The following is a 21,972-nucleotide window of genomic DNA, read 5'->3' on the forward strand; positions in this document are numbered from 1 at the left end:
CCGGATCCTACGGAATCTCGATGACCTGACCCGCATAGGTCAGGCCCGCACCGAAGCCGAGGATGAGCGCGAGCTCACCCGAGCGCACCTCGCCACGCTCCAGCATGCGCGAGAGCGCGAGCGGGATGGACGCGGCGGAGGTGTTGCCGGCGGTCACGATGTCGCGCCCGATGACGGCCTGGTCGGCGCCGATCTTGCGGGCGATCGCCTCGATGATGCGCAGGTTCGCCTGGTGAGGTACGAAGGCCGCCAGCTCCGAGGGGTCGACCCCGGCGCGCTCGCAAGCCTCCTTGGCCACCGGGTGCAGCGCGGTGGTGGCCCAGCGGAACACGGTCTGACCCTCCTGGTGGAGGGAGTCGTTGCGGTCGTTGATGATGATCGCGTCGGACTTGTCGCCCGAGCTGCCCCAGACGACCGGCCCGATTCCGGGCGTGTCGGAGGGCCCCACCACCGCGGCGCCCGCGCCGTCGGCGAAGATCACGGCGGTGGACCTGTCGGTCCAGTCGATCCACTGGGACAGTTTCTCGGCGCCGATGACCAGCACGTGCTTGGCCGAGCCGGCGCGGATCGCGGAGCTGGCCACGCCGAGCGCGAAGCAGAAGCCGGCGCAGGCGGCGTTCACGTCGAACGCGCCGGGCGCCTTGATGCCCAGGCGGTGGGCCACGACGGCCGAGGCGTTGGGGATCTGGCTCTCCAGCGTGCAGGTGGCGACGATGACCAGGTCGATGTCAGCGGCGGACAGGCCGCTGGCGGCCAGTGCCTTGCCGCCGGCCTGCACGGCCATGTCCTCGACGGACTCGGCGGCGCCGGCGACCCGGCGTTCCTTGATCCCGACGCGTGACTGGATCCACTCGTCGTTGGTGTCCATGGTCTTGGCCAGGTCGTCGTTGGTGACGACGTTGGACGGCTGGTAGTGGCCGAGGGCCAGCACCTTGGCGCCCGGGGCGATGTCGGGAATCCTCACTTTGTCAGCTCCCTGGCCGCGTCGAGATCGTCGGGTGTCTTCAGTGCCACGGTGCGTACGCCCCGCAGCGCGCGCTTGGCCAGGCCGGTCAGCGTGCCGCCCGGAAGCAGCTCGATCATCCCGGTGATGCCCAGGTCGGTCATCGTGGCCATGCAGCGGTCCCAGCGTACGGGGCTGCTGACCTGGTCGATCAGCCGCCGCATCAGCACGGCGCCGTCGGTGACGACCTCGCCGTCGGCGTTGGACAGCAGCTTGACCCGCGGGTCGGCGGGGGTGATGCCCTCGGCGGCCGTGCGCAGGTGGTCGACGGCCGGGGCCATGTGCACGGTGTGGAAGGCGCCCGCGACGGAGAGCGAGATCAGCCTGGCGCGGGCCGGCCCGTCCTCCTTGAAGGCGGCCAGCTGCTCCAGCGTGCCGCCCGCGACGATCTGGCCGGCGCCGTTGACGTTGGCGGGGGTCAGGCCGTGCTTGTCGAGCGCGGCCAGCACCTCGTCCTCGACACCGCCGAGCACCGCGGTCATGCCGGTCTCGGTGACGGCGGCGGCCTTGGCCATGGCCTGGGCGCGCTCGCGCACCAGCGACAGCGCCTGCTCGGGAGTCAGCACGCCGGCCAGCGCCGCCGTGGCGAACTCGCCGACGCTGTGGCCCGCCAGCAGGTCCGGGGCCGCGCCGAGCACCTCGGCCGAGGCCAGCGCGGCGGCTACGAGCAGCGGCTGGGCGACCGCGGTGTCACGGATCTCGTCGGCGTCGGCCTTGGTCCCATAGGTGATCAGATCGAGGCCCACGACCTCGGACCACGCGGACAGTCGATCCGCGAAGCCGGGGAGTTCGAGCCAGGGCGTCAGGAAGCCTGGAGTCTGGGCACCTTGGCCCGGGGCGACGAGTACAAGCACACAATCCACACTGCCCTGTAGAGGTTCGACACGCGGATAAGGATCCGTACGAACTTGGTCCCAGGGGTTTTGTAGGAACCCTACAGTGGGGGTTTCGGGGTAATTACGTTAGGGCGCGCCAGGTGACAGCGCTCTCCGAAAGCCTGCCGAGAATCAGCCCCACCTGCAAGGTGAAGGCCGACCTGCCTTCGGTGGGCTGGTAGCCGGTCAGCTCGGTGATCTTCTTGAGCCGGTAGCGCACGGTGTTGGGATGGACGAACAACAGCCGGGCGGTGGCTTCCAGAGAGGTGCCCTGCTCCAGGTACGTGGCCAGCGTATCGAGCAGCGGGGTGCCGGCGAGCGGGAGATAGACGTTCTCGATGAGCTGTTCCCTGGCGTCGTCGTCGCCGTCGAGCGCCCGCTCGGCGAGCAGGTCGTCGGCGTGCACCGGGCGGGGCGCGTCGGGCCAGCCGGACGACGCCTTCAGCCCGGCCAGCGCCGCCTTGGCCGATCTGGCGGCGGCGTGCAGGTCGGGCACCTCCGGGCCGATGACGATCGACCCCTCCCCGAAGCGGGCCACGACCTGCTTGGCCGCGGCGTCCACGCTGTCGGCGCCGCCCACGATCACGATCAGCCGGTCGGCCTGCACGCCGGCGAGCAGGTCCATGCCGATGCGGCGGCCCTTCTCGCGCAGTCCGTCGATCACCGCGCGCGGGTCGCCCTCAGGGGCGCGGCCGGCGATCACGACGACGGGGGAGGAGGTCCAGCCCAGCGCGGCGGCCCAGGAGTGCAGCCCGTCGTCGACCTCGCCGCGCACCAGCGCGTCGACGATCAGCGCCTCCAGCCGGGCGTCCCATGAGCCTCTGGCCTCCGCCTCGCGGGCGTAGACGTGGGCGGCGGCGAAGGCCACGTCGCGGGTGTAGCGGAGCATGGCCTGCTCCAGCTGGTCCTCGCCGCCCGGCGCGGCCAGGTCGTCGGTCTGCGCCTCGACCACCTCCACGACGACCCTGACGATGTCGACGGTCTGCTGCAGGGAGATCGACCGCTTCAGCTCGCGCGGCGCGGTGCCGAAGAACTCGATGCTGGGCGTGGGCCGGTTCTCGCCGGCGTGCTGGAACCACTCCACGAACGCGGCGATGCCGGCCTGTGCCACGAGTCCCACCCAGGAGCGGTCCTCGGCGCTGAGGGCGCGGAACCACGGCAGCTGATCGTCCATGCGCGCCATGGCCGCAGTGCCGAGCGAGCCCATGGCCCGCTCCAGCCTGCGCGTGGTGTCCTCCCGGGTCCGATCTGTCACGCCTCCTAGAGTGCCAGGTGGAGTCAGATGACCGCGACGCGAGCCTGGCCGCGGTCATAGCGGGATCTGGGTCAGATGACCGCGACGGCGGTGATGAGCCCGATGGCGACGTGGGTGACGGCGAGCAGCCGGGCGCCCGGCTGCAGCTCGGCCTCCTTGACCAGATCGCGTACGGAGATGCCGACCAGCTTGTCGAAGACGAGCATGGCGACGGTCTGCACCACGATGCCGACCAGCCCGAAGACCACCGTGCCCGCCAGGCCCTCGGTGAGCCGGCCGCCCGACGACCAGATGGAGGCCGCGACGATCAGGCCCACCGCGGCCAGTGCCGAGGTGGCCAGCAGCGTGGCGTTGGGGTTGCGCTCGGTGCGGATGACCGAGCTCAGCTTGCCCGGTGTGGCGAGGTCGATCACGTAGAAGCCGACGATGAGCAGCACGACGCCCACGGCGGCGTAGGCGGCGATGGCGCCCGCGCCGCGGGCGAGGGTTTCCAGCAGGGTCATGGGTGCTCGATTCGGTGAGGGACGAAGGAAGAGGTGTCGTCGGTGATCAGGCCAGTAGTCTCCCTGATACCCATTCCGGCGGCCTCGTCGGCGATCACCCAGGCGCCGAGTACCGGCCGCTCGCCTTCGAAGTCGGGCAGGGCGTCGAACCCCTGGTAGACGTAGCCTTCCTGACCGTAGGAGCCGGGCGTCTCCTGGGTGCCGTCCGGCGTGACGATGCGCATCGACGCGCCCTCCCTGCCCAGGAGCGGCTTGGCGATGTAGGAGTCCAGGTCGCGGGGGCCGTCGAGGTAGGCGGGCAGCAGGTTGGGGTGGTCCGGGTAGAGCTCCCAGAGGACGGCCAGCAGCGCCTTGTTCGACAGCAGCGTCTTCCACAGCGGCTCGATCCAGGTCGCGTGCCGGACGGCGTGCCGTCCGAACGGGTCGGCCAGCATCCACTCCCACGGGTAGAGCTTGAACGCCGAGCGGATCATCCGCTCCTCGACGTCGACGAAGCGGCGGTTGAGCGCGTCCCAGCCGATGTCCTCCATGGCGACGGCGACCGTGCTCAGCCCGGCTTGCTCGGCGGTCTCCTGGAGGTAGGCCAGGGTCATCGCCTCCTCGCCGGTCTCGTCCATGTTCGTCCAGGCGAAGTGGACGGGCCCCGCGGGCAGGGTCAGCTCTCCCCAGCGCTCCACGAGCCGTTCGTGGAGGGAGTTCCACTGGTCGTCCGCCGGGTGGACGTCCTTGAGCCAGAACCACTGCGCCACCGACGACTCGACCAGGGAGGTGGGAGTGTCGGCGTTGTACTCCAGCAGCCTGGCCGGGCCGGTGCCGTCGTAGCGCAGGTCGAAGCGGGCGTACAGGTGCGGGTCACGCCGTTCCCAGGAGCGCGCCACGTCCTCGTGCGCCCAGGCGGGGATGGCGAAGTCGGTGTAGCGCCCGGTCGAGACGACGTGCTCGACGGCGTGCAGGCACATCCCGTGGAGCTCCTCCACCTGCTCCTCCAGCGCCTCCACCTCCGCCAGCGAGAAGACGTAGTGGATGGACTCGTCCCAGTAGGGCCGGATGAGCCCTTCCGGGTGGGCGGCCCGGTGGTAGGCCAGCCCATGGCTCTCGATCGTCTTCTCCCAGCCGTCCCTGGGAGTGCCGTGTTCGCGTCGCACCGTCAGCCGCCGCCGCTCCAGTGGCTGCCGAAGCCGCCGCGCTGGATGTCGCGGCCCTTGCGGCTGGAGATGTTCACGTCGGAGGGGCGGTAGCTGGTGCCGGCGCGGACGCGCGTGCCGATCCTGGTGCCGCCGTAGTACCAGTGGTAGGCGCCGCGTGAGCCGCCGTAGAAGTGGGAGGTGCCGTCGTCGTCATCGTCGCAGAGGGACTCGTCGACGACCTCGTACGAGCCGTCGCTCAGCTGGTTGTTCATGTCGACGCAGTCGGCCGTCACGTCGTCGTCGTTCTGGGCCGAGCAGTAGCCCACCAAGAGAACGGACACGATGCCGAGGATGGACAGCGTGACCACCTTCGACGCCTTCGACCGCTTGGGGGCCTCCGGCGAGGGAGGCGGCACGGGCGGCGAGTAACCCATCAAGCTCCTGCTTTCGTTGGCCGAACAGCCTATAGCCGCACGTCGTAACGCTTCAATGCCTACAACCGGCCGCTTGCCCTCGGCTTGGGTACGTATCAACACATGACACCCGTCGAGGCGCTGCGCGAGATCGCCTACCTGCTCGAACGGGCGGGCGAGCCCACCTACCGCGTACGGGCCTTCCGCAACGCCGCCGCCGTCGTCACCGACCTGCCCCACGACGAGCTGGTACGGCTGGCGAGGGTCGGCGGCCTGACCGATCTGCCGGGCATCGGCAAGGTCACCGCCCTGGCGATCACCGAGGCGCTGGACGGCGACGTGCCCACGTACCTGCGCAGGATGCGCGCCACCGAGGGTGCCGACCTCGACGACGCGACCGCGGCGCTCAGGGCGGCGCTCAAGGGCGACCTGCACAGCCACTCGGACTGGTCCGACGGCGGCTCGCCGATCGAAGAGATGGCCGAGGCGGCCGAGGGGCTCGGCCACGCCTACTGGGCGCTGACCGACCACTCGCCCCGCCTGACCGTGGCCAACGGGCTGTCCGCCGACCGGCTCAAGAGGCAGCTCGACCAGGTCGAACGGCTCAACGAGCGGTTCGCGCCGTTCAGGATCCTGACCGGTGTGGAGGTCGACATCAACGTGGACGGCACCCTGGACCAGGAGCCCGAGCTGCTGGAGCGGCTCGACGTGGTGGTGGCCAGCGTGCACTCCAAGCTGCGGATGAGCGGTCATGAGATGACGCGCAGGATGGTGACGGCGATCTCGAACCCGCACGTGGACGTGCTCGGCCACTGCACGGGGCGGGTCGTGCAAGCGGGCGGCCGGCGGGGCCGGGTGCGGCCGGAGTCGGACTTCGACGCCGAGGTGGTCTTCGAGGCGTGCCGCCGGTTCGGGGTCGCGGTCGAGATCAACTCGCGGCCCGACCGGCTCGACCCGCCGAAACGGCTGTTGCGGCTGGCCTACGAGATGGGCTGCGACTTCGCGATCGACTCCGACGCGCACGCGCCCGGCCAGCTCGACTGGCAACGCCACGGCTGCGAGCGCGCGGCCCAGTGCGGCATCGAGGCGGCGCGGATCGTCAACACCTGGCCGCTCGCCGATCTGCTGGCGCGTCACGCTTGAACCTCTGCCGGTGCGGCACGTGCTGGCGTGTCACGCTTGAACCTCTGCCGGTGCGGCACGTGCTGGCGTGTCACGCTTGAACCGGGATCGCCTGCCTGGTAAGGGGTTTGCGACCCGCGATTGTCGGTGGCGCGGCGTAACGTCACGGGTGTGAACCGTACCGACCGGCTCTACGCGCTCGTCGAGGACCTGCGCGCGATCTCGCCACGCTGCCGTTCGGCCCGCGAGCTGGCCAAGCGGTTCGAGGTCAGCGCCCGCACGATCGAGCGCGACATCACCGCGCTGCAGGAGTCAGGGGTGCCGATCTACGCCCATCCGGGGCGTAAGGGTGGCTACGCGATCGACAAGAAGATGTCGTTACCCCCGCTCAACTTCACCCCCGCCGAGGCGGTCGCCATCGCCGTGGCGCTGAGCCGGGCGGGTGACCAGCCGTTCGGCAGGCAGGCGCGCAGCGCGCTGCGCAAGGTGGTCGCGGCCATGCCGGGACGGGAGGGCGAGCTGGCCAGGGAGCTGGCGCGCCGGGTGCGCATGGTCACTCCGGCGGCCGAGCCGGGCGCCGAGATCCGGCCGCTGGGCGGCGAGGGCATCTCCCGGGCGATCGAGGAGGCCCTGCAGCGCCGGCGCCTGCTCAGGATCGACTATGCCGATGCGAAGGGGGCACTGACCTCGCGCGACGTCGAGCCCGGTGTGTTCCTGGGCGGCCGTGGCGGTTTCTGGTATCTCGTGGCGTGGTGCCGCCTGCGCGATGACGTACGGGTCTTCCGTCTCGACCGGATCGCCTCGGCCTCGGTGATCGCCGAGCGCTGCCCCGACCGGCCGCTGGAGAGGTTCGCCACCGACATCCCGGACATGTTCGTACACGGCACGGTGCTCGATTAATCATTCGAAAACACCGACATAGGGTTGTCGCCCATCCGTTAGATCGTTGTCTTGTTCGAGAAATTAGGGAGACAACGATGGACAACACGGTTACCTGGTTCGAGGTTGCGACAGACGACCCCGAAGGTGCCCAGCGGTTCTATGGCGGGCTGTTCGGCTGGACCTTCGGGGCGTCCGACGGTGGCCCGGTCGACTACCGGACGATCGGTTATCCGGGTCGTGAGCAGCCCGGGGGTGGCCTCTACAACACCAAGGGCGAGTTCCCCGGCCACGCGATCTTCCACGTGGAGGTGGCCGACGTGGAGGAGAAGTGCCGCGAGACCGAGTCGCTCGGCGGCAAGGTCGTCACGAAGGTCGTCGACGACGGCGCGGGCACCGACTTCGCCTACCTCCAGGACGGCTCGGGCAACCTCTTCGGGGTCTTCCACCGCAGGTGACCTGGCCGGGCGTGCACCCAGGAAGGCACCTTCCCCGCCGACCGGGGCACGCGCGCGAGCCGCTCTGGCGAGCGGTCACCCGCCCTGGACACGCCGCCGACCGCCGAGTGGCGGCGCGTCCAGGGCCTCACCATCGATTACCGCGGCTTGAATCAGCCGGCTGATCACAGCGCGGCGGTCGCCAGCCAGCGGTCCAGGAAGGCGCGGTCGCCGTGGACGGTCAGCGCGTCGGGGGAGCGCCTGCCGTACAGCATGAGCAGCAGGTCGCTCACCGGGCCCTGGACGGCGACGTCACCCTTGGCGTGGCCGCGCGCCCAGCTGATCCGGCCCGCCGGGCCCTGGGTGAGGGTCCATTCGCCGTCGGCGTCGCTCGCGTGGAGGTGGATCGTGGCCCCCTCCGCGTCGAGCGCCGCCAGGCGCTTGGCGACCCAGAACGCGTGCGGCAGGGCCTCCAGGAACTCCTCGATCCCGTCGATCGCGACCGGCGCCTCGACGACGGGCGCCACGCCGACCGCGAGCTCGGCGTCACAGCGGTGGACGACCAGCTCGAACACCATCCGGCGGGCCCACCACCGCACGCGCTGATCGCCGCCCCACGCCCAGACGGGCGTGTCCGGGTCGGTCTCGCGCAGCGTGGCGACCAGCTCCCGGGCGCCCGAGCCCAACCAGGCCGGATCGCCGCGCTGCCCCTCGGCCAGGCCGTTGGGCACCTGGCGGGACCAGATCGGCTCCTGCCGCGCCGTCTCCACGATGTGCACCACCCACCGGTGCAACGTGCCGACGTGCGTGATCAGGTCCGCCAGGGTCCAGCCCGGACAGTACGGCACCGGGGTGCCGGGATCGGCGCCGGTGGCCAGTTCGGCCAGCCGCGCGCTCTCGCTCTCCACCAGCCGGGGATAGTCCGTCACGTGACCGAGACTAGATCAGACCGACTTGCAGGTGGCACCCCGCTCGGGCATCTTCCCGGCCAGCAGGTAGGAGTCGACGAACCGCTTGACGCACTTGTTGCCCGACAGGTAGGCGCCGTGCCCCTCGCCCTCGTACGTGACCAGCGTGGCCGTCTTGAGCTGCGCGGTCAGCTTGGGCGCCCACTCGTACGGCGTGGCGGGGTCGCCCGTGCCGCCCACCACCATGATCGGCGCCGAGCCGGTCGCGTCGACGTGCTTGGCCTCGTCGTCGCCCTTGACCGGCCAGACGGTGCACAGCCCGCCGGGGCCCTCGCTGCCGAACAGCGGCGAGATCTTCACGGCCGCGTCCTCGGTGTGCCGCAGGGCGGCCAGGTCGGGCCGTTCGGAGGTGTCGGCGCAGGTGATGGCCGGGAAGCTGGTCATCTGCGTGGAGTACGTGCCGTCCTGTGACCTGCCGGTGTAGGAGTCGGCCAGGTAGAGCAGCGCCTGCCCCTGGCCCTTGAGCGCCGCGCCGAGCGCGTTGCCCAGGAACGGCCAGGCGAACTCGGAGTAGAGGGCGGCGGCGACGCCGGTGGAGGCCAGGCCCTGGGTGAGGTCGCGCTGGCCGACCTTGAGCGGCTTGGCGGCGAGCTGGTTCATCAGCCGGTCGACGTTCGCGGCGGCGGTCGGCACGTCCTTGCCGACCTCGCAGCGGTCCTTGACGCAGGACTTCAGGAAGCTCTGGTAGGCGTGCTGGAAGCCGCGGGTCTGGGCCAGGGTGCGCTGCTCGAACGTGACCGTGGGATCGAGCGGGGCGTCGAGCACCATCCGGCCCACCCTCTTGGGGAACTTGGTGGCGTAGACGGCGCCCAGCTGCGTGCCGTACGACATGCCGACGTAGTTGAGCTTGTCGTCACCCAGCGCGGCGCGCAGCAGGTCCATGTCGCGGGCGGCGTTGACCGTGCCGACGTACGGCAGGATCTTGCCGGAGTCCTTCTCGCAGTGCTGGGCCAGCTCCTTGTTGGCCGCGTCGCCCTCCGCGCGGGTCTGCTCGGTGTCGGGCAGCGTGTCGAGGGCCATGTACTTGTCCAGCTCGGCGCTGTCGCCGCAGCGCACCCCCGAGCTCCGCTCCACGCCGCGCGGGTCGAAGCTGACCAGGTCATAGCGGGAGCGCAGGCTGGTGAGCGACTTGGCGGCCTGATCAAGAGTGTCGACGCCGGAGCCTCCCGGGCCGCCGAAGTTGAACACCAGGGAGCCCAGCCGCTTGCTCTGGTCGGTGGCGGGGACCTTGATGAGCGCCATCTCGATCTTGTCGCCCTCGGGATGGGCGTAATCAAGGGGCACCGCCAGCTTGGCGCACCGCACCGAGGTGTCCTGCCTGGCCGGTCGCTGCCCGTCGGGCCGCTTGAGGTCCGTGCACGGTCCCCAGGCGATCTGCTGGGCGGCGCCGGTGCCTCCGTCCACGGCCGGTTTCGTCGGCGCACTCATGCAGGCTGCGGCCGATGCGGCCAGTGTGACAACGGCAAGGACGCGTCGCATGTCCATCTCCCCCTCGATAGCTCAGGGGGAAGTTTTCCCCACAATACGCGAGTGCGTATCAATGGAGCGAGGCGGCACGTACCCCTCCTGGCTGAAAATGGCGACGCCCCCGCGGAAGGCCTTCCGCGGGGGCGTCGCCGTCAGGTTGTGCGCTCAGACGCCCATCGACTGGGTGTCGTTGCTCTCCGCGCCACCGGCCTCGGTGACGCCGTTCTTGAGGTGATAGCGGGCGATCGCCTCGCGCAGCACCTCGCCGTCGAGCTCGCCGCGCTTGACCAGGCTGGTCAGCACAGCCAGCGTGATCGAGGCGGCGTCGACGTGGAAGTGGCGGCGCAGCGCCGAGCGGGTGTCGGACAGGCCGAACCCGTCGGTGCCCAGCGAGGACCAGTCACCCGGCACCCACTGCGCGATCTGGTCCTGCACGGCCTTCATGTAGTCGCTGACGCCCACGAAGGGGCCGGCGGCCTGGGAGAGGGCCTGGGTGACGTACGGCACGCGCGGCTCGGCGTCGGGATTGAGCAGGTTGTGCTCCTCGCACGCCAGCGCGTCGCGGCGCAGCTCGGTCCAGGAGGTCGCCGACCACACGTCGGCCGACACGCCCCAGTCCTCGGCCAGCAGCCGCTGGGCCTCGACGGCCCACGGCCCCGCTACGCCCGACGACAGGATGTTGGCCTTCGGTCCCTGCGTCTGAGGCCCCGTGGCGAACCGGTAGAGGCCCTTGAGCAGGCCCTGCACGTCGAGGTCCGCGGGCTGCGGAGGCTGCGTGTAGGGCTCGTTGTAGACGGTCAGGTAGTAGAAGACGTTCTCGGGCTGCTCGCCGTACATCCGGCGCAGGCCGTCCTTGACGATGTGCGCGACCTCGAACGCCCACGAGGGATCGTAGGAGACGGCGCCCGGGTTCGTCGAGGCGATCAGCGGCGTGTGGCCGTCCTCGTGCTGCAGGCCCTCGCCGTTGAGCGTGGTGCGGCCGGCCGTCGCGCCGAGCAGGAAGCCGCGGCCCATCTGGTCGGCCATCTGCCACATCTGGTCGCCGGTGCGCTGCCAGCCGAACATCGAATAGAAGATGTAGATCGGGATCATGTGCTCGCCGTGCGTGGCGTAGGCGGTGCCCGCCGCGATCGCCGAGGCCATCGAGCCCGACTCGCTGATGCCCTCGTGCAGGATCTGGCCCTGGACGGCCTCCTTGTACGACAGCAGCAGCTCCCTGTCGACGGCCTCGTACGTCTGGCCGTGCGGGGAGTAGATCTTCGCCGTCGGGAACATCGCGTCGAGGCCGAACGTACGGGCCTCGTCGGGGATGATCGGCACGAACCGGTGGCCGATCTCCTTGTCGCGCATCAGGTCCTTCAGCACGCGGACGAAGGCCATCGTGGTGGCCACCTGCTGCTTGCCCGAGCCCTTGCCGAACTGCTCGTAGATGTTGTCACCGGGCAGCTTGATGGGCTTGGCGCGCATGACGCGCTTGGGCAGCACGCCGCCCAAGGCCGCGCGGCGCTCGCGCATGTACTCGATCTCGGGGTCGTTCTCGCCCGGGTGGAAGTAGGGGGGCAGCTCGCCCTCGAGCGCGGAGTCGGGGATCGGCAGGTAGAGCCGGTCGCGGAACTCCTTGAGCTCGGCCTTGGTGAGCTTCTTCATCTGGTGCGTGGCGTTGCGCGCCTCGAAGTCCTTGCCGAGCGTCCAGCCCTTGATGGTCTGGGCCAGGATGACCGTCGGCTGGCCGACGTGCTCACGGGCCGCCTTGAACGCCGCGTAGACCTTGCGGTAGTCGTGGCCGCCGCGCGACAGCTTGCGGATGTCGTCGTCGGACATGTGCTCGACCATCTTGCGCAGGCGCGGGTCGCCGCCGAAGAAGTTGTCGCGGATGTAGCCGCCGGACTCGACGGAGTAGGTCTGGAACTGGCCGTCGGGCGTGGTGTTCATCTGGTTGACCAGCACACCGTCGACGTCGGCCGCCAGCAGCGGGTCCCAGTCGCGGCCCCAGACGACCTTGATGACGTTCCAGCCGGCGCCCCGGAAGTAGGACTCCAGCTCCTGGATGATCTTGCCGTTGCCGCGTACCGGGCCGTCGAGCCGCTGCAGGTTGCAGTTGATGACGAACGTGAGGTTGTCGAGCTCCTCGCGGGCCGCCAGGCCGATCGCGCCGAGCGACTCGGGCTCGTCCATCTCGCCGTCGCCCAGGAACGCCCATACGTGACTGCGGCTGGTGTCCTTGATCTGGCGGTTGAGCAGGTAGCGGTTGAACCGCGCCTGGTAGATCGCCCCGATCGGCCCCAGGCCCATGGAGACGGTGGGGAACTCCCAGAAGTCGGGCATGAGCCGCGGGTGCGGGTAGGAGGGCAGGCCGTGGAAGCCGTGCGACAGCTCCTGCCGGAACGCGTCCATCTGCGCCTCGTTGAGGCGGCCCTCCAGGTAGGCGCGGGCGTAGATGCCCGGCGCGGCGTGGCCCTGGAAGAAGACCTGATCGCCCGACTCGCCGTGGTCCTTGCCGCGGAAGAAGTGGTTGAAGCCCACCTCGTAGAGCGACGCGGCCGAGGCGTAGGTGGCTATGTGACCGCCCACGTTGGTGCGCGCGTTGGCGCGGGAGACCATGATCGCGGCGTTCCAGCGGATGTAGGCGCGGATCCGCCGCTCGACGTGCTCGTCGCCGGGGAACCAGGGCTCGCGCTCCGGCGGGATCGTGTTGATGTAGTCGGTGCTGCGCAGGCCCGGCACGCCGACCTGGTGCTCACGGGCGCGCTCCAGCATGCGGAGCATCAAGTAGCGAGCTCTGCTGCGGCCCTCCGTCTTGACGACGTTGTCGAGGGACTCGAGCCACTCGTTGGTCTCACTGGGGTCGACATCAGGCAGTTGGCTGGGTAGGCCGTCGCTGATGATCGAAAATCGCTGGCGTCCGGAAGCCACTGGGTCTCGCCTTCCGAGGGTGACTGATGTCTGGTCTGGGTCGCCTTCCATCCTGGTCGCTTACCGTAGAAAGTGCATCTCTACTGGTCGGTAACCAGTGTGTCCCTGCTGGCAGGGTCACGAACGGTGGCCTAGACCACCGATGGTAGGACGAATCCCGGCCAAGGTTACCTTGGCCCGTCAATTTAACAAGACCGGAAAAGCTCCGAAATTTCGCCGGGCGTGGCGTGGAGAGCCCCGTAAGGGTGAGAACGACTCCCACCGGACGCGATGCGCCGCGCGAGTCCCAGCCGCGAGCCTGGACAGCGTAACGTTTCGGTCAGGATTCTCCCTCTCCCTGCGGAGGGAGGAGTGTGTCCCTCTTTCCGAACGGCGCTCTCCGTACGAGTGTGGAGATATGAACGCGACGATAGGCGACCGGCTGCTGGTGCACGGCAATACGGTCGGCGAGCGGGATCACGGTGGGATCATCATCGAGATCCACGGAACCTCCGGTGGGCCCCCGTACACCGTGCGGTTCGATGACGGGCACACCGGGCTGGTCTTTCCCGGCCCTGATGCGGTCGTCGTACCTAAGTAGAATTCGTGTGTGAGATCTCAGATCATCTCCGTGGCCACGGGTTCACGGGAGACGGTGCACGACATCACCTCGGACTGCGCGGACTTCGTGCGGACGCTGGGGGAGGACGGGCTGCTGCACGTCTTCGTACCGCACGCCACGGCCGGGGTGGCACTGATCGAGCTGGGGTCGGGCAGTGATGACGATCTCGTCGCCGCCCTGCGCGACCTGCTCCCGGCCGACGACAGGTGGCGTCACGCCCACGGGTCGCCCGGTCATGGCAGGTCACACGTCATGCCCGCGCTCATCCCGCCGTACGCGACCATCCCCGTACTCGGCGGGCGTCTGGCGCTGGGCACCTGGCAGTCCATCGCAATCGTCGACCTTAATGTCGACAACCCGCAACGTCAGGTCCGCCTGTCGTTTCTGTCGGATTGATGCGGCCCGTCTACGGCCGTACCCGTGGCGACCGTTGACGACTAAGGGTCACAGCGTGTGGACTGTCCCGAAGCGATAAACCGCATATGCGGGGCCACTCAAGCAGGAGGGATAAACGTGAGCGCGACCGCGGGTCAGGCGCAAAGTGAGCGCGGCCTGGCCGAACGGCTCGGCCTCAAGCCGGGTCAGGTGGTGCAGGAGATCGGTTGGGACGAGGACGTCGACGACGAGCTTCGCGACTCCATCGAAGACCTGACCGGTAATGAGTTGCTGGATGAGGAGACCGACGACGTAGTCGACGTGGTGCTGCTGTGGTGGCGCGACGGCGACGGCGATCTCTTCGATGTCCTCACCAACGCCATGCGAGCACTCGCCGAAGCCGGCCAGATCTGGCTGCTGACTCCCAAGGCCGGGCGCGACGGCCATGTGGAGCCGAGCGACATCGGGGAGGATGCCGCTACCGCGGGTCTCTCGCAGACCAGCAGCATCTCCGCCGCCCCTGACTGGTCTGGGACCAGACTGGCCTCACCGAAGGGCCGACGCTAGGGAGTCTGAGCGCCTGCCATGCGGCAGGATGGCGTGTGTGAACGAACGTCCTGCCGAGGTCGGCGCCCTTGCTCCAGACTTCGAACTGCGGGACCAGCACGGCACTCCGGTGAAGCTGTCGGGCTTCCGGGGGAGGAAGGTCGTGCTGGTCTTCTATCCGCTTGCCTTCAGTGGCGTGTGCCATCGGGAGCTGTCGGCGCTGCGCGATGTCCAGGATTCCCTGGCTGACGCGGAGCTCCTCACCGTCTCGGTCGACTCCATGTTCACCCATCGCGCCTGGGCGGACGTGGAGGGTTACACGTTCCCCTTGCTGTCCGATTTCTGGCCACATGGACAGGTCGCGCGGGCGTACGGTGTGTTCGATGACGAGAAGGGGGTTTCTCTGCGGGGGACCTTCATCATCGACGGCGCGGGCGTGATCCGGTGGTCGGTGGTCAATCCGACCAGCCAGGCACGTGACGTCGCCGACTACGTCAAGGCACTCGCCGACATCTCTTAACGGAGGAAACGATGCCCTGCTACCGCTGCGGGGCCCGGCAGACGGACCCCGTCCGTGGCGCCAGCCCGTGGAAGCGTGGGGTGCGCCGCGAGACGCAGGTGCTCATCTGCCCGGACTGTCAACGGCTGCACGACCTCGACCTCGACGCGTGCGGCACATGCGGGTCCACGACGCTGATCTGCCGGCTGGGCGAGGTGGAGTGCCGGGCCTGCGGGGCCGTGCGGCAGGCGCGGGCGGAGGCGTTCGTGGGGTCGGACGCGATGGCGGGCTCGGGCGCCCCGCCGGGCCTCTCGGCCGAGGTCGAGGCGGCGCTGAACCGGGTACTCGGCCGGGCCTGACCTGGGGGCGCGGGGGGCGCGGTCCTGGGGGCGTCGAGGGCGCGGCCCGCCTTTATCCAGACATTTGCTGAGCTGCGCTATCGTCTCCTGCGTGTCTGCAATGAGTTCGTTCGTGGTGGCGCTCGATGTCGGTGGCACGTCCATGAAGGGCGGCCTGGTCAGCGAGTCCGGCGCGGTGCTGCTGAGCGAGCGTTGCCCCACTCCGCGTACGGAGGGCCCGGAGGCCGTCGTGGCCGCCATCCGCGAGTTCATCAGCCACCTGGCCGCCTCCGGCGACGGCATCCCGGCAGGCGTCGGCCTGGCCGTACCTGGGCTGGTGTCCGAGGACGTGGCCGTCTACGCGGCGAACCTCGGCTGGCGTGACGTCCAGGCCTCCGACTTCACCGCGCTCGACGTGCCGGTCATGCTGGGCCACGACGTCCGCACCGGCGGCCTGGCGGAAAGCGTCCTGGGCGCGGGGCGCGGTGTACCCGACTTCCTCTTCCTGCCCATCGGCACGGGCATCGCCGGCGCCATGATCGTCCACGGCGAGCCGTACGGCGGCTCCTCCGGCTGGGGCGGCGAGGTCGGCCACATCCCGGTCTTCCCGGACGGCGAGGAGTGCGCGTGCGGCCAGTTCGGCTGCCTGGAGACGTACGCGTCGGCGGCCTCGGTCGGCCGGCGCTACAGCCTCCGCTCCGGCCTCGAGGACGTCCGCGCCGAACAGGTCGTCTCCTCGGACGACCCCTTGGCCGTAGAGGTCTGGGACGAGGCGGTAGAGGCCCTCTCGCTGGCCCTGGCCACCTACACCCTGCTCCTGGACCCCTCCATGATCGTCCTGGGCGGCGGCCTGGCCGAGGCGGGCCCCGCCCTCTTCGACCCCGTCCGCACCCGCCTCGTCAAACGCCTCGCCTTCCGAGACGCCCCACCCCTCCTGCCCGCCGCCTTGGGCGTCGACGCCGGCATGCTGGGGGCGGCCTTGCTGGGCTGGCGCGCGGCCGGCCGGGAAGACCTGGGGGCCGGGTGGGCGGTGGATGTGCGATCGGAGCCGTTGGTGTCGTAAGGTGTAGTGCCGATCAGGGGCGGTTAGCTCAGCGGTAGAGCACTCGCCTTACAAGCGAGGGGTCACTGGTTCGATACCAGTACCGCCCACCTGCGAAAAGAGCCCCGTTTCCGACCTGCGGAAACGGGGCTCGTGCCATTAACGTGCCATTAGCCGACGCGGGTGATCTTGGTCAGTCCCCTCTCGCCTTGACGGGCAGAGCTTCTGCGATCTTGCTGTTCATGGCATCAGCGATCTTGGAGTCTGCCTCCGCCGTGCTGTGCTGGTAGATCAACGCGGCCCTTACGGAGTCATGTCCCATGCGCTGCATGAGGTCCTTGAGGCTCGCGCCGGAGCTGGCGGCGATCGTGTTGCCGGTGTGTCGTAGATCGTGAAAGTGGAGGCCCGGAAAGCCGATTTTCTTGGTGCTAAAGTCCCACTTGGCCGCACGTCGGAAATTGCTGCGGCGAAGGATGCCGCCTCGTGCGCCAGTGAAGATCAGCGCGTCGGGCTCTGGCTCGGTGAACCGGTCGAGGTGTTCGCGGAGTGCCGGGATGATCGCTTCCGGGATAGCAACCGTACGGACTCCTGCGCGGGACTTCGGAGGGCCGACCAGAAGTTCGCCCGTGTCGAGTTCGACGTGTTGTTGCCGAACGCTGATGGTCCGGGCGGCGAGGTCCAGATCCATCCGCCGGAGGGCCGCCACTTCGCCCCAACGCAGGCTGGCGAAGGTGGCGAGGAGGACCAAGGCGCGCAGCCGTTCAGGCATCTGGCCGGCCAGCTCGAACACCTTCGCCACGGTGAGCACCGGCCGCTCTTCCGGCTTCTCCTCGCCCGCGCCTCGAATGCGGCACGGGTTGCGCGGGATGATCTGATCGTCTGCCGCCGTCATGAGAACGGCCCGCAGGAAGCGGTACGCCTTGGCCACCTCGGACGGGCCGACGCCATTGCCGAGCAGCAGGACCCGCCACTCACGGATCGCAGCCGTGTCCACCTTGCCGATGGGCACGCCGCCGAGGTGGGGGCGGATGTAGCGCTTGAGCAATCCCTTGTAGATCTCGACGGTTCGAGGTCGGAGGTTCGTCCGCTCTGTGATCCATTTGTCCGCGTAGTCGCCAAGTTTGACCTTGGCGCGCTGTGGGTCGGTCCAGTCGCCCGTGAGCAGCTTGGCCTCGATCAGCGAGAGTGCCTTCTCTGCGTCGCGCTCGCGGGCATAGGTGGTCTCGCCCATGCGGATCTGGCCGTCGGGGCCGGGGTAGCGGATCTGGAATCTGCCGGAAGGGAGTTGGCGGATGCTTCCGAAGCGGCGCTTGCCTGGCTTGTTCGGCATCAGGCCGCCCTCCCGAGATCAGTTGCCGAAAGGTCTTGGCCGTTCGCTCTGGCTTCCAGTTCGCGGAGGTGGGCTCGCCAGCGTTGGCGTTCGTGGACGGATCTGAGGAGGCGAACGGCGAGGGGTGGCACGTTGGCGTCTCCGGCTGGGACGGGGCGCCAGATGTAGCGGTGTGGGTCGGTGGGTTCGTCGGGTTGGCCGAGGGCTTGCAGGACCCAGGTGCGGCGGTCCTGCTTGTGTTCGGCGAGGGTCTTGTTGGACCACTTGCGCGAGACCAGGACGCGACGGCCCGCGTAGCCGAGGTGTTCGGGCTTGTGGGCCTTGCCACGGCACCGGCCGGGGAGCATGCCGGGCTTGGCGCTCTTGGGCTGGATGCCATAGCGCAGCCAGTTCGGGCAGTTAGGTGAACAGGGTTCGAAGCGGAGGGCGTCGAGCATGCGGGTGGCGTGCTGTTGCTTGGCCTGGCCGCCGTCGAGGGTGTCGCCGATGGACTTGGTGAGGTACTTGGACAGGTAGCGGATGCACTGGTCGGCATCCGGAGTTCCGCCGAGGACTCCTTGGACGTCTATTTGCTCGCCGAAGCGGATGACGTGGAGGGGTTCGGCGTCCTCGTCAAGCGCGTCGAGAGCTTCGTCCCAGGTGGGTAGGACTTCGCCGGTGGCCGGGTTCAGGTAGCCGGTGCCGTCCTGCCAGACCGGCAGGTGATCGCCCTCGAAGACGACTTCGTCAGCCTGCGGCCACCAGACCTGGTGGTAAGTGGCGGCGGCTATCTGCTTGATCTCCGAACGTGGGAGCGTTCCACGAATGGCCATGTGCAGGTGCGGCGCGAGCCGCTTCTGAGGCTCCACAGAGGCGAAGTACTGCACGTCATAGCCCGCGACGCGGCGCAGGTTCTGCACGAAGCGATCGACGAGCTTGGAGAAGTGCAGCGCGTCCCGAGCGGCGCGCCGGTAGTCGTAAGTGTCCGGATCGATGGGTACGCCGTCGCGAACTTTGCCGTACGAGGGCAGGGTGAGTGTGACGAACAGGGACGGCCGATAGGTCTTGCCGTCGGTGCCTTGGAAGGTGCGTCCAAGGGTGGTGTTGGTCATCTTGCGCTTGGGCAGGTCGGGCGCGTCTTGCCGTCTCTTGGTCGAGCGGGAGCGCTTGGCGGTCGTTCGGCCGAGGATGTTGCCGCGCATGCCTGCGGCGTTGATCTCCTCGTCCAGGCCGGTGATGATCGTGTCGAGTTCGGTGGTGTCGTCGCCGGCCTTTTCGGCGGCGTCACGCTGCGCGTGGTAGTCGGCGCGAAACTCGACGAGCCAGCGCTGTTCCTCGTTCGGCTCGTCGGGTGTGATGGCGGGTTCGGCGTCGAGGTGCCAGCCCTCGCGGCACTGGGCCTTACGCAGTTGCTTGTTGCGCTTGGCGCATGGCGGGCACTTGCTGTCGAGGGTGGCGCCGCAGGGGACGTCGATGATCTCAGATTTGCCGGTGACGATGTCGAGCCGCTTGAGCGGGATGGGCCGGATGCAGACGCCGTGGAGCTTGGCGACCTCTTCGAGCACGTCGCGGGCCATCGGCATGGCCTGTCGGACGGCCCGGGGGAGTGCGCGGTCGTGCGCATGGGTCATGCGGTCCTCCCTTCGTCGGGATCGGTGACGGTGAGTGCGGTCTGGCCGCACTCGCGGCATTCGACCAGGGCGCGGACGGGGTGGAGCCACAGAGCGTTCAGAGTGAGGCAGGTGGCGCAGCGAAGGCCGTCCAGGAAGTGAGCCAGTGTCATGCGGCCTGCCCGTAGTAGGCGACCATGGCGCGGATGTCAGCGTCGGAGACGTACGCGGCGCGGACGCGGATCGGTTCGGGTGAGGTCTCCAGGCGCATGTAGGCGACACCTGCGCCCAGCTCCGGGACCGGTGAGATGTGATCAGCAAGTGCGCCACGATCGCGTGCGCCATCGCCGAGGATCATGTCCACCTGTTCGGATTCGTCGAGTCGGAGGGCGATCTTGTCGGGGAAGAGGTTGCGGATGTTCATGACCTCTTTGCGTGGGTCCTGGAGGGCGGCCATGACGCCGACGCCGACTGAGCGGCCTTGGGTGGCGAGCGTGGCCAGGGCGGCGGAAATGCGCTGCCGAAGCTGCCTATCGGGCTGGTAGGCGGTCAGGAACGCGACTTCGTCGACGAGCACCAGGACGAACGGGTCCTCGATCGTCGGAACGTGGGAGCGCTGGAGACCGGCGAAGCGGGTCGCGCGCTTTTGCATGACGCTGACCGCCTCGTCGAGCAGGTCGGCGCAATCGGTCGGATCGGCGGCGTACCGGCCCTGGAACAACTCCCGTCCGAACGAAAGCTCCATGAGCTTCGGATCCAACGCCCATACCTGGGCCAGGCCCGCCCGCATGGCGGGGAGTAGCCCGCGGATGGTGTCCCACAGGAACGAGCCCTTGCCAGCGCCGGTCGCGCCCGCGATCAGGATGTGCGTGCCGTGCACCTTGAGCCGTAGCGGTCGGCCGTCCTCCTGTTTGCCGATCTCAACCGGTCCCACGGTTGGCTCGTCCGGGATGGGAAGGGCTGGCATGGGCGAGGCGAGTGGATCGCTGCGTGGGAAGGTGAGCAGCAACCGGCCGCCCTTGACGAGCGCGACACGACAGGAGGTAGCGCCGAAGCCCTGAGCGAGGTTGTCGATGCGATCGGACCAGTCCTTGACCGCCTGACCGCCGAGCATCCGGACCGTGATGCGGTCGGCCCAGCCATCGCAGGTGACGCGCATCAGACGGGGCATGTAGACGCGTCCGTTGACGCGCTTGGCCAGGCCGGAGACGTCCATGACGCCGTGCCAGTGTCGGCGGTACACCGACATCAGTCGCCACCAGGCCAGCAGCCGGAAGCCGACGATACGGGAGAAGGAGCCGCGATCGATGTAGGACCAGGAGGCCAGAGCCAAGACGATGGTCCCCAGGAGGGACGCGGCTAGAGGCCACCCGAAGTGGTAGCCGATGGCAGCGAGAGCGATGGGTACGGCGACCGCTACGGGGTGCCGCCAGGTGGTACGGATGAGGGCGGCGAGGAAGCGCCAGCCGTAAATGAGCAGGGTGACGAGGGCGGGTGTCTTGAGCACGGCCGGTCGGAAGACGACGGCCGTATCGGGCGTAGTGGAGACGAGGTTGCGCGCCTCGTCTCCAGGCAGCCGCTTGAACATAAGCTGGAAACCTCTCGTGATGTGCAGTCAGGGGAGAACCAAGGGGCCGCCGGAAGTTGCCGCTTCCAGCGGCCCCGCTTCGTGTCAGGCCGCTGTGTCGTTGGCGTCGTCGGCCGGCTCTTCGGCGTGCAGCAACTCGCAGTCGGCCAGGTAGCGAGCGGCGGCGTTGAAGATCTCGCGGGCGATGTTCAGGTCGGCGTCGGTGACCGGCCCGGACCCGGTGGTGGAGATGTGGACGTTGGCCTCGTGGGAGGCGAACTCCAGGTACGGCCGCGGATTGCTGACCAGCAGTCCGGCGCGGATCTGGAGGCGCGGCGTGTGGAAAGAGACACCGACGTGCGGGTCGGAATCGGGTCGCATGGACAAGGTGACGTAGGTATAGGGCCGGTGCTCGCTCACGCCGCCACTCCCTGACCATCGGGCAGGCCGTAGAAGCTGCGCTCCAGAGAGCGGGCGAAGCGGTGGGCCTCGCGGGCGAGCTGGCGCGCGAACTCCAGGTCCTCCGCCGTCACGGGTCCGCTCGTGGTGACCAGGACGGACGTGGCGCCGAAGTCGAGCGCCAGGACGGGCTCACGGCGGGTGAACGGGTGGTTGAGCGTGCGGGCGGCGTTTCCGGTGGTCAGCCGGATCACGCTGTTGCGCGGGGTACGGCGGCGGGTCATCAGGCGGCGTCCTTTCCGGCCTTGGCCTGGGTGGGCTGTGCGGTCTGGCGGGGAGCGTGCATGTCGCGGACCTTGATGGAGTAGGCGAGGCGACCGTTGCCGTTGACGTACGGCGTGACCGAGATGGCGTCGAACTCGACGGGCGTGAACGGGAGGCCCGGCATCGGGGACGGCGGCACCGGCTGGACCGGCGCGAGGATCTTGACCGCCACCGTCTTCTGAGCGGGCTTGAGGGTCGGGTCACCGTCCATGACCGCGACCTGCCAGACCAGCTCACCGGTCTGCTTGTCGCGGGCCTGCACGAACCGGCCGTTGGACGAGGCGTCGAAGTCCTTGACGGGCTCGACCTCGCCGACGACGTAGCAGCCGTGCGGGAAGACCATGGCGAAGGTGACAGGGATGGGGCCTTGCAGAGCCATAAGGCTTTCCTCTCTTGACTG

At 69.0% G+C, this 21,972-nt stretch carries 25 protein-coding genes and 1 tRNA gene; 10 read left to right on the forward strand and 16 right to left on the reverse strand.

The window, feature by feature from the left end:
- Positions 1–7: 7 nt before the first annotated feature.
- From AB0H88_RS25810 to AB0H88_RS25835, 6 genes are all read right to left on the reverse strand, one after another.
- A complete protein-coding gene (locus AB0H88_RS25810) occupies positions 8–964 on the reverse strand; it encodes a beta-ketoacyl-ACP synthase III (RefSeq protein WP_357648575.1) in 957 nt (318 codons plus the stop codon).
- Positions 961–1,857: an ACP S-malonyltransferase gene (locus AB0H88_RS25815; RefSeq protein ID WP_357648577.1), complete on the reverse strand. Its 897-nt coding sequence runs from the start codon at positions 1,855–1,857 to the stop codon at positions 961–963. The genes AB0H88_RS25810 and AB0H88_RS25815 overlap by 4 nt, the downstream gene beginning before the upstream one ends.
- Before the next feature lie 103 nt (positions 1,858–1,960).
- Positions 1,961–3,085 carry a helix-turn-helix domain-containing protein gene (locus AB0H88_RS25820; protein ID WP_357648647.1) on the reverse strand — a complete coding sequence of 375 codons (1,125 nt, stop codon included), beginning with the start codon at positions 3,083–3,085 and terminating at the stop codon, positions 1,961–1,963.
- Positions 3,086–3,204: 119 nt separating this feature from the next.
- Positions 3,205–3,636 carry a DUF350 domain-containing protein gene (locus AB0H88_RS25825; RefSeq protein ID WP_357648579.1) on the reverse strand — a complete coding sequence of 144 codons (432 nt, stop codon included), beginning with the start codon at positions 3,634–3,636 and terminating at the stop codon, positions 3,205–3,207.
- On the reverse strand, positions 3,633–4,781 hold the full coding sequence (locus AB0H88_RS25830; RefSeq protein ID WP_357648581.1) for a glutathionylspermidine synthase family protein: 1,149 nt from the start codon (positions 4,779–4,781) through the stop codon (positions 3,633–3,635). Before AB0H88_RS25830 ends, AB0H88_RS25825 begins: the two co-directional genes overlap by 4 nt.
- A 2-nt stretch (positions 4,782–4,783) precedes the next feature.
- Positions 4,784–5,197 (reverse strand): hypothetical protein, encoded by a 414-nt coding sequence (locus AB0H88_RS25835; RefSeq protein WP_357648583.1) that lies wholly within the window; start codon positions 5,195–5,197, stop codon positions 4,784–4,786.
- A gap of 102 nt (positions 5,198–5,299) precedes the next feature.
- Here AB0H88_RS25835 and AB0H88_RS25840 point away from each other — a divergent pair, with 102 nt between their 5' ends.
- From AB0H88_RS25840 to AB0H88_RS25850, 3 genes are all read left to right on the forward strand, one after another.
- A complete protein-coding gene (locus AB0H88_RS25840) occupies positions 5,300–6,319 on the forward strand; it encodes a PHP domain-containing protein (RefSeq protein ID WP_357648585.1) in 1,020 nt (339 codons plus the stop codon).
- Positions 6,320–6,469: 150 nt separating this feature from the next.
- Positions 6,470–7,198: a YafY family protein gene (locus tag AB0H88_RS25845; protein WP_357648587.1), complete on the forward strand. Its 729-nt coding sequence runs from the start codon at positions 6,470–6,472 to the stop codon at positions 7,196–7,198.
- A gap of 77 nt (positions 7,199–7,275) precedes the next feature.
- Positions 7,276–7,635, forward strand: a complete 360-nt coding sequence (locus AB0H88_RS25850; protein WP_357648589.1) for a VOC family protein — start codon at positions 7,276–7,278, stop codon at positions 7,633–7,635.
- 164 nt (positions 7,636–7,799) lie between these two features.
- Here AB0H88_RS25850 and AB0H88_RS25855 read toward each other — a convergent pair whose 3' ends face one another.
- The 3 genes from AB0H88_RS25855 to aceE form a co-directional block, all read right to left on the reverse strand.
- Positions 7,800–8,543 carry a maleylpyruvate isomerase family mycothiol-dependent enzyme gene (locus AB0H88_RS25855; protein ID WP_357648591.1) on the reverse strand — a complete coding sequence of 248 codons (744 nt, stop codon included), beginning with the start codon at positions 8,541–8,543 and terminating at the stop codon, positions 7,800–7,802.
- A 15-nt stretch (positions 8,544–8,558) separates the two neighbouring features.
- Positions 8,559–10,061 carry an alpha/beta hydrolase gene (locus AB0H88_RS25860; protein ID WP_357648593.1) on the reverse strand — a complete coding sequence of 501 codons (1,503 nt, stop codon included), beginning with the start codon at positions 10,059–10,061 and terminating at the stop codon, positions 8,559–8,561.
- Positions 10,062–10,214: 153 nt separating this feature from the next.
- Positions 10,215–12,962, reverse strand: coding sequence for a pyruvate dehydrogenase (acetyl-transferring), homodimeric type (gene aceE, locus AB0H88_RS25865; RefSeq protein ID WP_357648595.1), 2,748 nt, complete (start codon positions 12,960–12,962; stop codon positions 10,215–10,217).
- A 397-nt stretch (positions 12,963–13,359) separates the two neighbouring features.
- On the opposite strand from aceE, the gene AB0H88_RS25870 reads away from it, so the two are divergent.
- The 7 genes from AB0H88_RS25870 (at position 13,360) to AB0H88_RS25900 (ending at position 16,473) form a co-directional block, all read left to right on the forward strand.
- Positions 13,360–13,542: a DUF1918 domain-containing protein gene (locus AB0H88_RS25870; RefSeq protein WP_357648597.1), complete on the forward strand. Its 183-nt coding sequence runs from the start codon at positions 13,360–13,362 to the stop codon at positions 13,540–13,542.
- Between the two features lie 9 nt (positions 13,543–13,551).
- Positions 13,552–13,959, forward strand: a complete 408-nt coding sequence (locus AB0H88_RS25875; protein ID WP_357648599.1) for a secondary thiamine-phosphate synthase enzyme YjbQ — start codon at positions 13,552–13,554, stop codon at positions 13,957–13,959.
- Between the two features lie 117 nt (positions 13,960–14,076).
- Positions 14,077–14,505, forward strand: a complete 429-nt coding sequence (locus tag AB0H88_RS25880; RefSeq protein WP_357648601.1) for a DUF3052 domain-containing protein — start codon at positions 14,077–14,079, stop codon at positions 14,503–14,505.
- 37 nt (positions 14,506–14,542) lie between these two features.
- Positions 14,543–15,004, forward strand: a complete 462-nt coding sequence (locus tag AB0H88_RS25885) for a peroxiredoxin (RefSeq protein ID WP_357648603.1) — start codon at positions 14,543–14,545, stop codon at positions 15,002–15,004.
- Positions 15,005–15,015: 11 nt separating this feature from the next.
- A complete protein-coding gene (locus tag AB0H88_RS25890; RefSeq protein ID WP_357648605.1) occupies positions 15,016–15,342 on the forward strand; it encodes a hypothetical protein in 327 nt (108 codons plus the stop codon).
- 100 nt (positions 15,343–15,442) lie between these two features.
- Entirely contained in the window at positions 15,443–16,384 is a 942-nt protein-coding gene (locus tag AB0H88_RS25895; protein ID WP_357648649.1) for an ROK family protein, read from the forward strand.
- A gap of 17 nt (positions 16,385–16,401) precedes the next feature.
- Positions 16,402–16,473: transfer RNA gene (locus tag AB0H88_RS25900), tRNA-Val, on the forward strand.
- Positions 16,474–16,556: 83 nt separating this feature from the next.
- On the opposite strand, the gene AB0H88_RS25905 is transcribed toward AB0H88_RS25900, so the two are convergent.
- The 7 genes from AB0H88_RS25905 to AB0H88_RS25935 all read right to left on the reverse strand — a co-directional run bounded on the left by AB0H88_RS25905 (position 16,557) and on the right by AB0H88_RS25935 (position 21,951).
- Positions 16,557–17,693 carry a site-specific integrase gene (locus AB0H88_RS25905; protein WP_357648607.1) on the reverse strand — a complete coding sequence of 379 codons (1,137 nt, stop codon included), beginning with the start codon at positions 17,691–17,693 and terminating at the stop codon, positions 16,557–16,559.
- Complete coding sequence (locus AB0H88_RS25910; protein ID WP_357648609.1) at positions 17,693–19,303, reverse strand: replication initiator; 1,611 nt, start codon at positions 19,301–19,303, stop codon at positions 17,693–17,695. The genes AB0H88_RS25905 and AB0H88_RS25910 overlap by 1 nt, the downstream gene beginning before the upstream one ends.
- Positions 19,300–19,455, reverse strand: coding sequence for a hypothetical protein (locus AB0H88_RS25915; protein WP_357648611.1), 156 nt, complete (start codon positions 19,453–19,455; stop codon positions 19,300–19,302). The genes AB0H88_RS25910 and AB0H88_RS25915 overlap by 4 nt, the downstream gene beginning before the upstream one ends.
- Entirely contained in the window at positions 19,452–20,870 is a 1,419-nt protein-coding gene (locus tag AB0H88_RS25920) for an FtsK/SpoIIIE domain-containing protein (RefSeq protein ID WP_357648613.1), read from the reverse strand. Before AB0H88_RS25920 ends, AB0H88_RS25915 begins: the two co-directional genes overlap by 4 nt.
- Positions 20,871–20,954: 84 nt before the next feature.
- Complete coding sequence (locus AB0H88_RS25925; RefSeq protein ID WP_357648615.1) at positions 20,955–21,269, reverse strand: hypothetical protein; 315 nt, start codon at positions 21,267–21,269, stop codon at positions 20,955–20,957.
- A complete protein-coding gene (locus AB0H88_RS25930) occupies positions 21,266–21,532 on the reverse strand; it encodes a hypothetical protein (RefSeq protein WP_357648617.1) in 267 nt (88 codons plus the stop codon). Before AB0H88_RS25930 ends, AB0H88_RS25925 begins: the two co-directional genes overlap by 4 nt.
- Positions 21,532–21,951, reverse strand: a complete 420-nt coding sequence (locus AB0H88_RS25935) for a plasmid replication, integration and excision activator (protein ID WP_357648619.1) — start codon at positions 21,949–21,951, stop codon at positions 21,532–21,534. The genes AB0H88_RS25930 and AB0H88_RS25935 overlap by 1 nt, the downstream gene beginning before the upstream one ends.
- Between the last annotated feature and the right edge of the window lie 21 nt (positions 21,952–21,972).

The sequence above is a fragment of the Nonomuraea sp. NPDC050680 genome (genome assembly GCF_040654555.1).
Lineage (GTDB): Bacteria > Actinomycetota > Actinomycetes > Streptosporangiales > Streptosporangiaceae > Nonomuraea.

Excerpts from the sequence above, each read along its gene's own strand:
- AB0H88_RS25820 (WP_357648647.1), bottom strand. The coding sequence starts at position 3,085 with ATGGGCTCGCTCGGCACTGCGGCCATGGCGCGCATGGACGATCAGCTG.
- AB0H88_RS25825 (WP_357648579.1), bottom strand. The coding sequence starts at position 3,636 with ATGACCCTGCTGGAAACCCTCGCCCGCGGCGCGGGCGCCATCGCCGCC.
- AB0H88_RS25835 (WP_357648583.1), bottom strand. The coding sequence starts at position 5,197 with ATGGGTTACTCGCCGCCCGTGCCGCCTCCCTCGCCGGAGGCCCCCAAG.
- AB0H88_RS25840 (WP_357648585.1), top strand. The coding sequence starts at position 5,300 with ATGACACCCGTCGAGGCGCTGCGCGAGATCGCCTACCTGCTCGAACGG.
- AB0H88_RS25850 (WP_357648589.1), top strand. The coding sequence starts at position 7,276 with ATGGACAACACGGTTACCTGGTTCGAGGTTGCGACAGACGACCCCGAA.
- AB0H88_RS25860 (WP_357648593.1), bottom strand. The coding sequence starts at position 10,061 with ATGCGACGCGTCCTTGCCGTTGTCACACTGGCCGCATCGGCCGCAGCC.
- AB0H88_RS25870 (WP_357648597.1), top strand. The coding sequence starts at position 13,360 with ATGAACGCGACGATAGGCGACCGGCTGCTGGTGCACGGCAATACGGTC.
- AB0H88_RS25890 (WP_357648605.1), top strand. The coding sequence starts at position 15,016 with ATGCCCTGCTACCGCTGCGGGGCCCGGCAGACGGACCCCGTCCGTGGC.
- AB0H88_RS25895 (WP_357648649.1), top strand. The coding sequence starts at position 15,443 with ATGAGTTCGTTCGTGGTGGCGCTCGATGTCGGTGGCACGTCCATGAAG.
- AB0H88_RS25905 (WP_357648607.1), bottom strand. The coding sequence starts at position 17,693 with ATGCCGAACAAGCCAGGCAAGCGCCGCTTCGGAAGCATCCGCCAACTC.
- AB0H88_RS25910 (WP_357648609.1), bottom strand. The coding sequence starts at position 19,303 with ATGACCCATGCGCACGACCGCGCACTCCCCCGGGCCGTCCGACAGGCC.
- AB0H88_RS25915 (WP_357648611.1), bottom strand. The coding sequence starts at position 19,455 with ATGACACTGGCTCACTTCCTGGACGGCCTTCGCTGCGCCACCTGCCTC.
- AB0H88_RS25920 (WP_357648613.1), bottom strand. The coding sequence starts at position 20,870 with ATGTTCAAGCGGCTGCCTGGAGACGAGGCGCGCAACCTCGTCTCCACT.
- AB0H88_RS25930 (WP_357648617.1), bottom strand. The coding sequence starts at position 21,532 with ATGACCCGCCGCCGTACCCCGCGCAACAGCGTGATCCGGCTGACCACC.
- AB0H88_RS25935 (WP_357648619.1), bottom strand. The coding sequence starts at position 21,951 with ATGGCTCTGCAAGGCCCCATCCCTGTCACCTTCGCCATGGTCTTCCCG.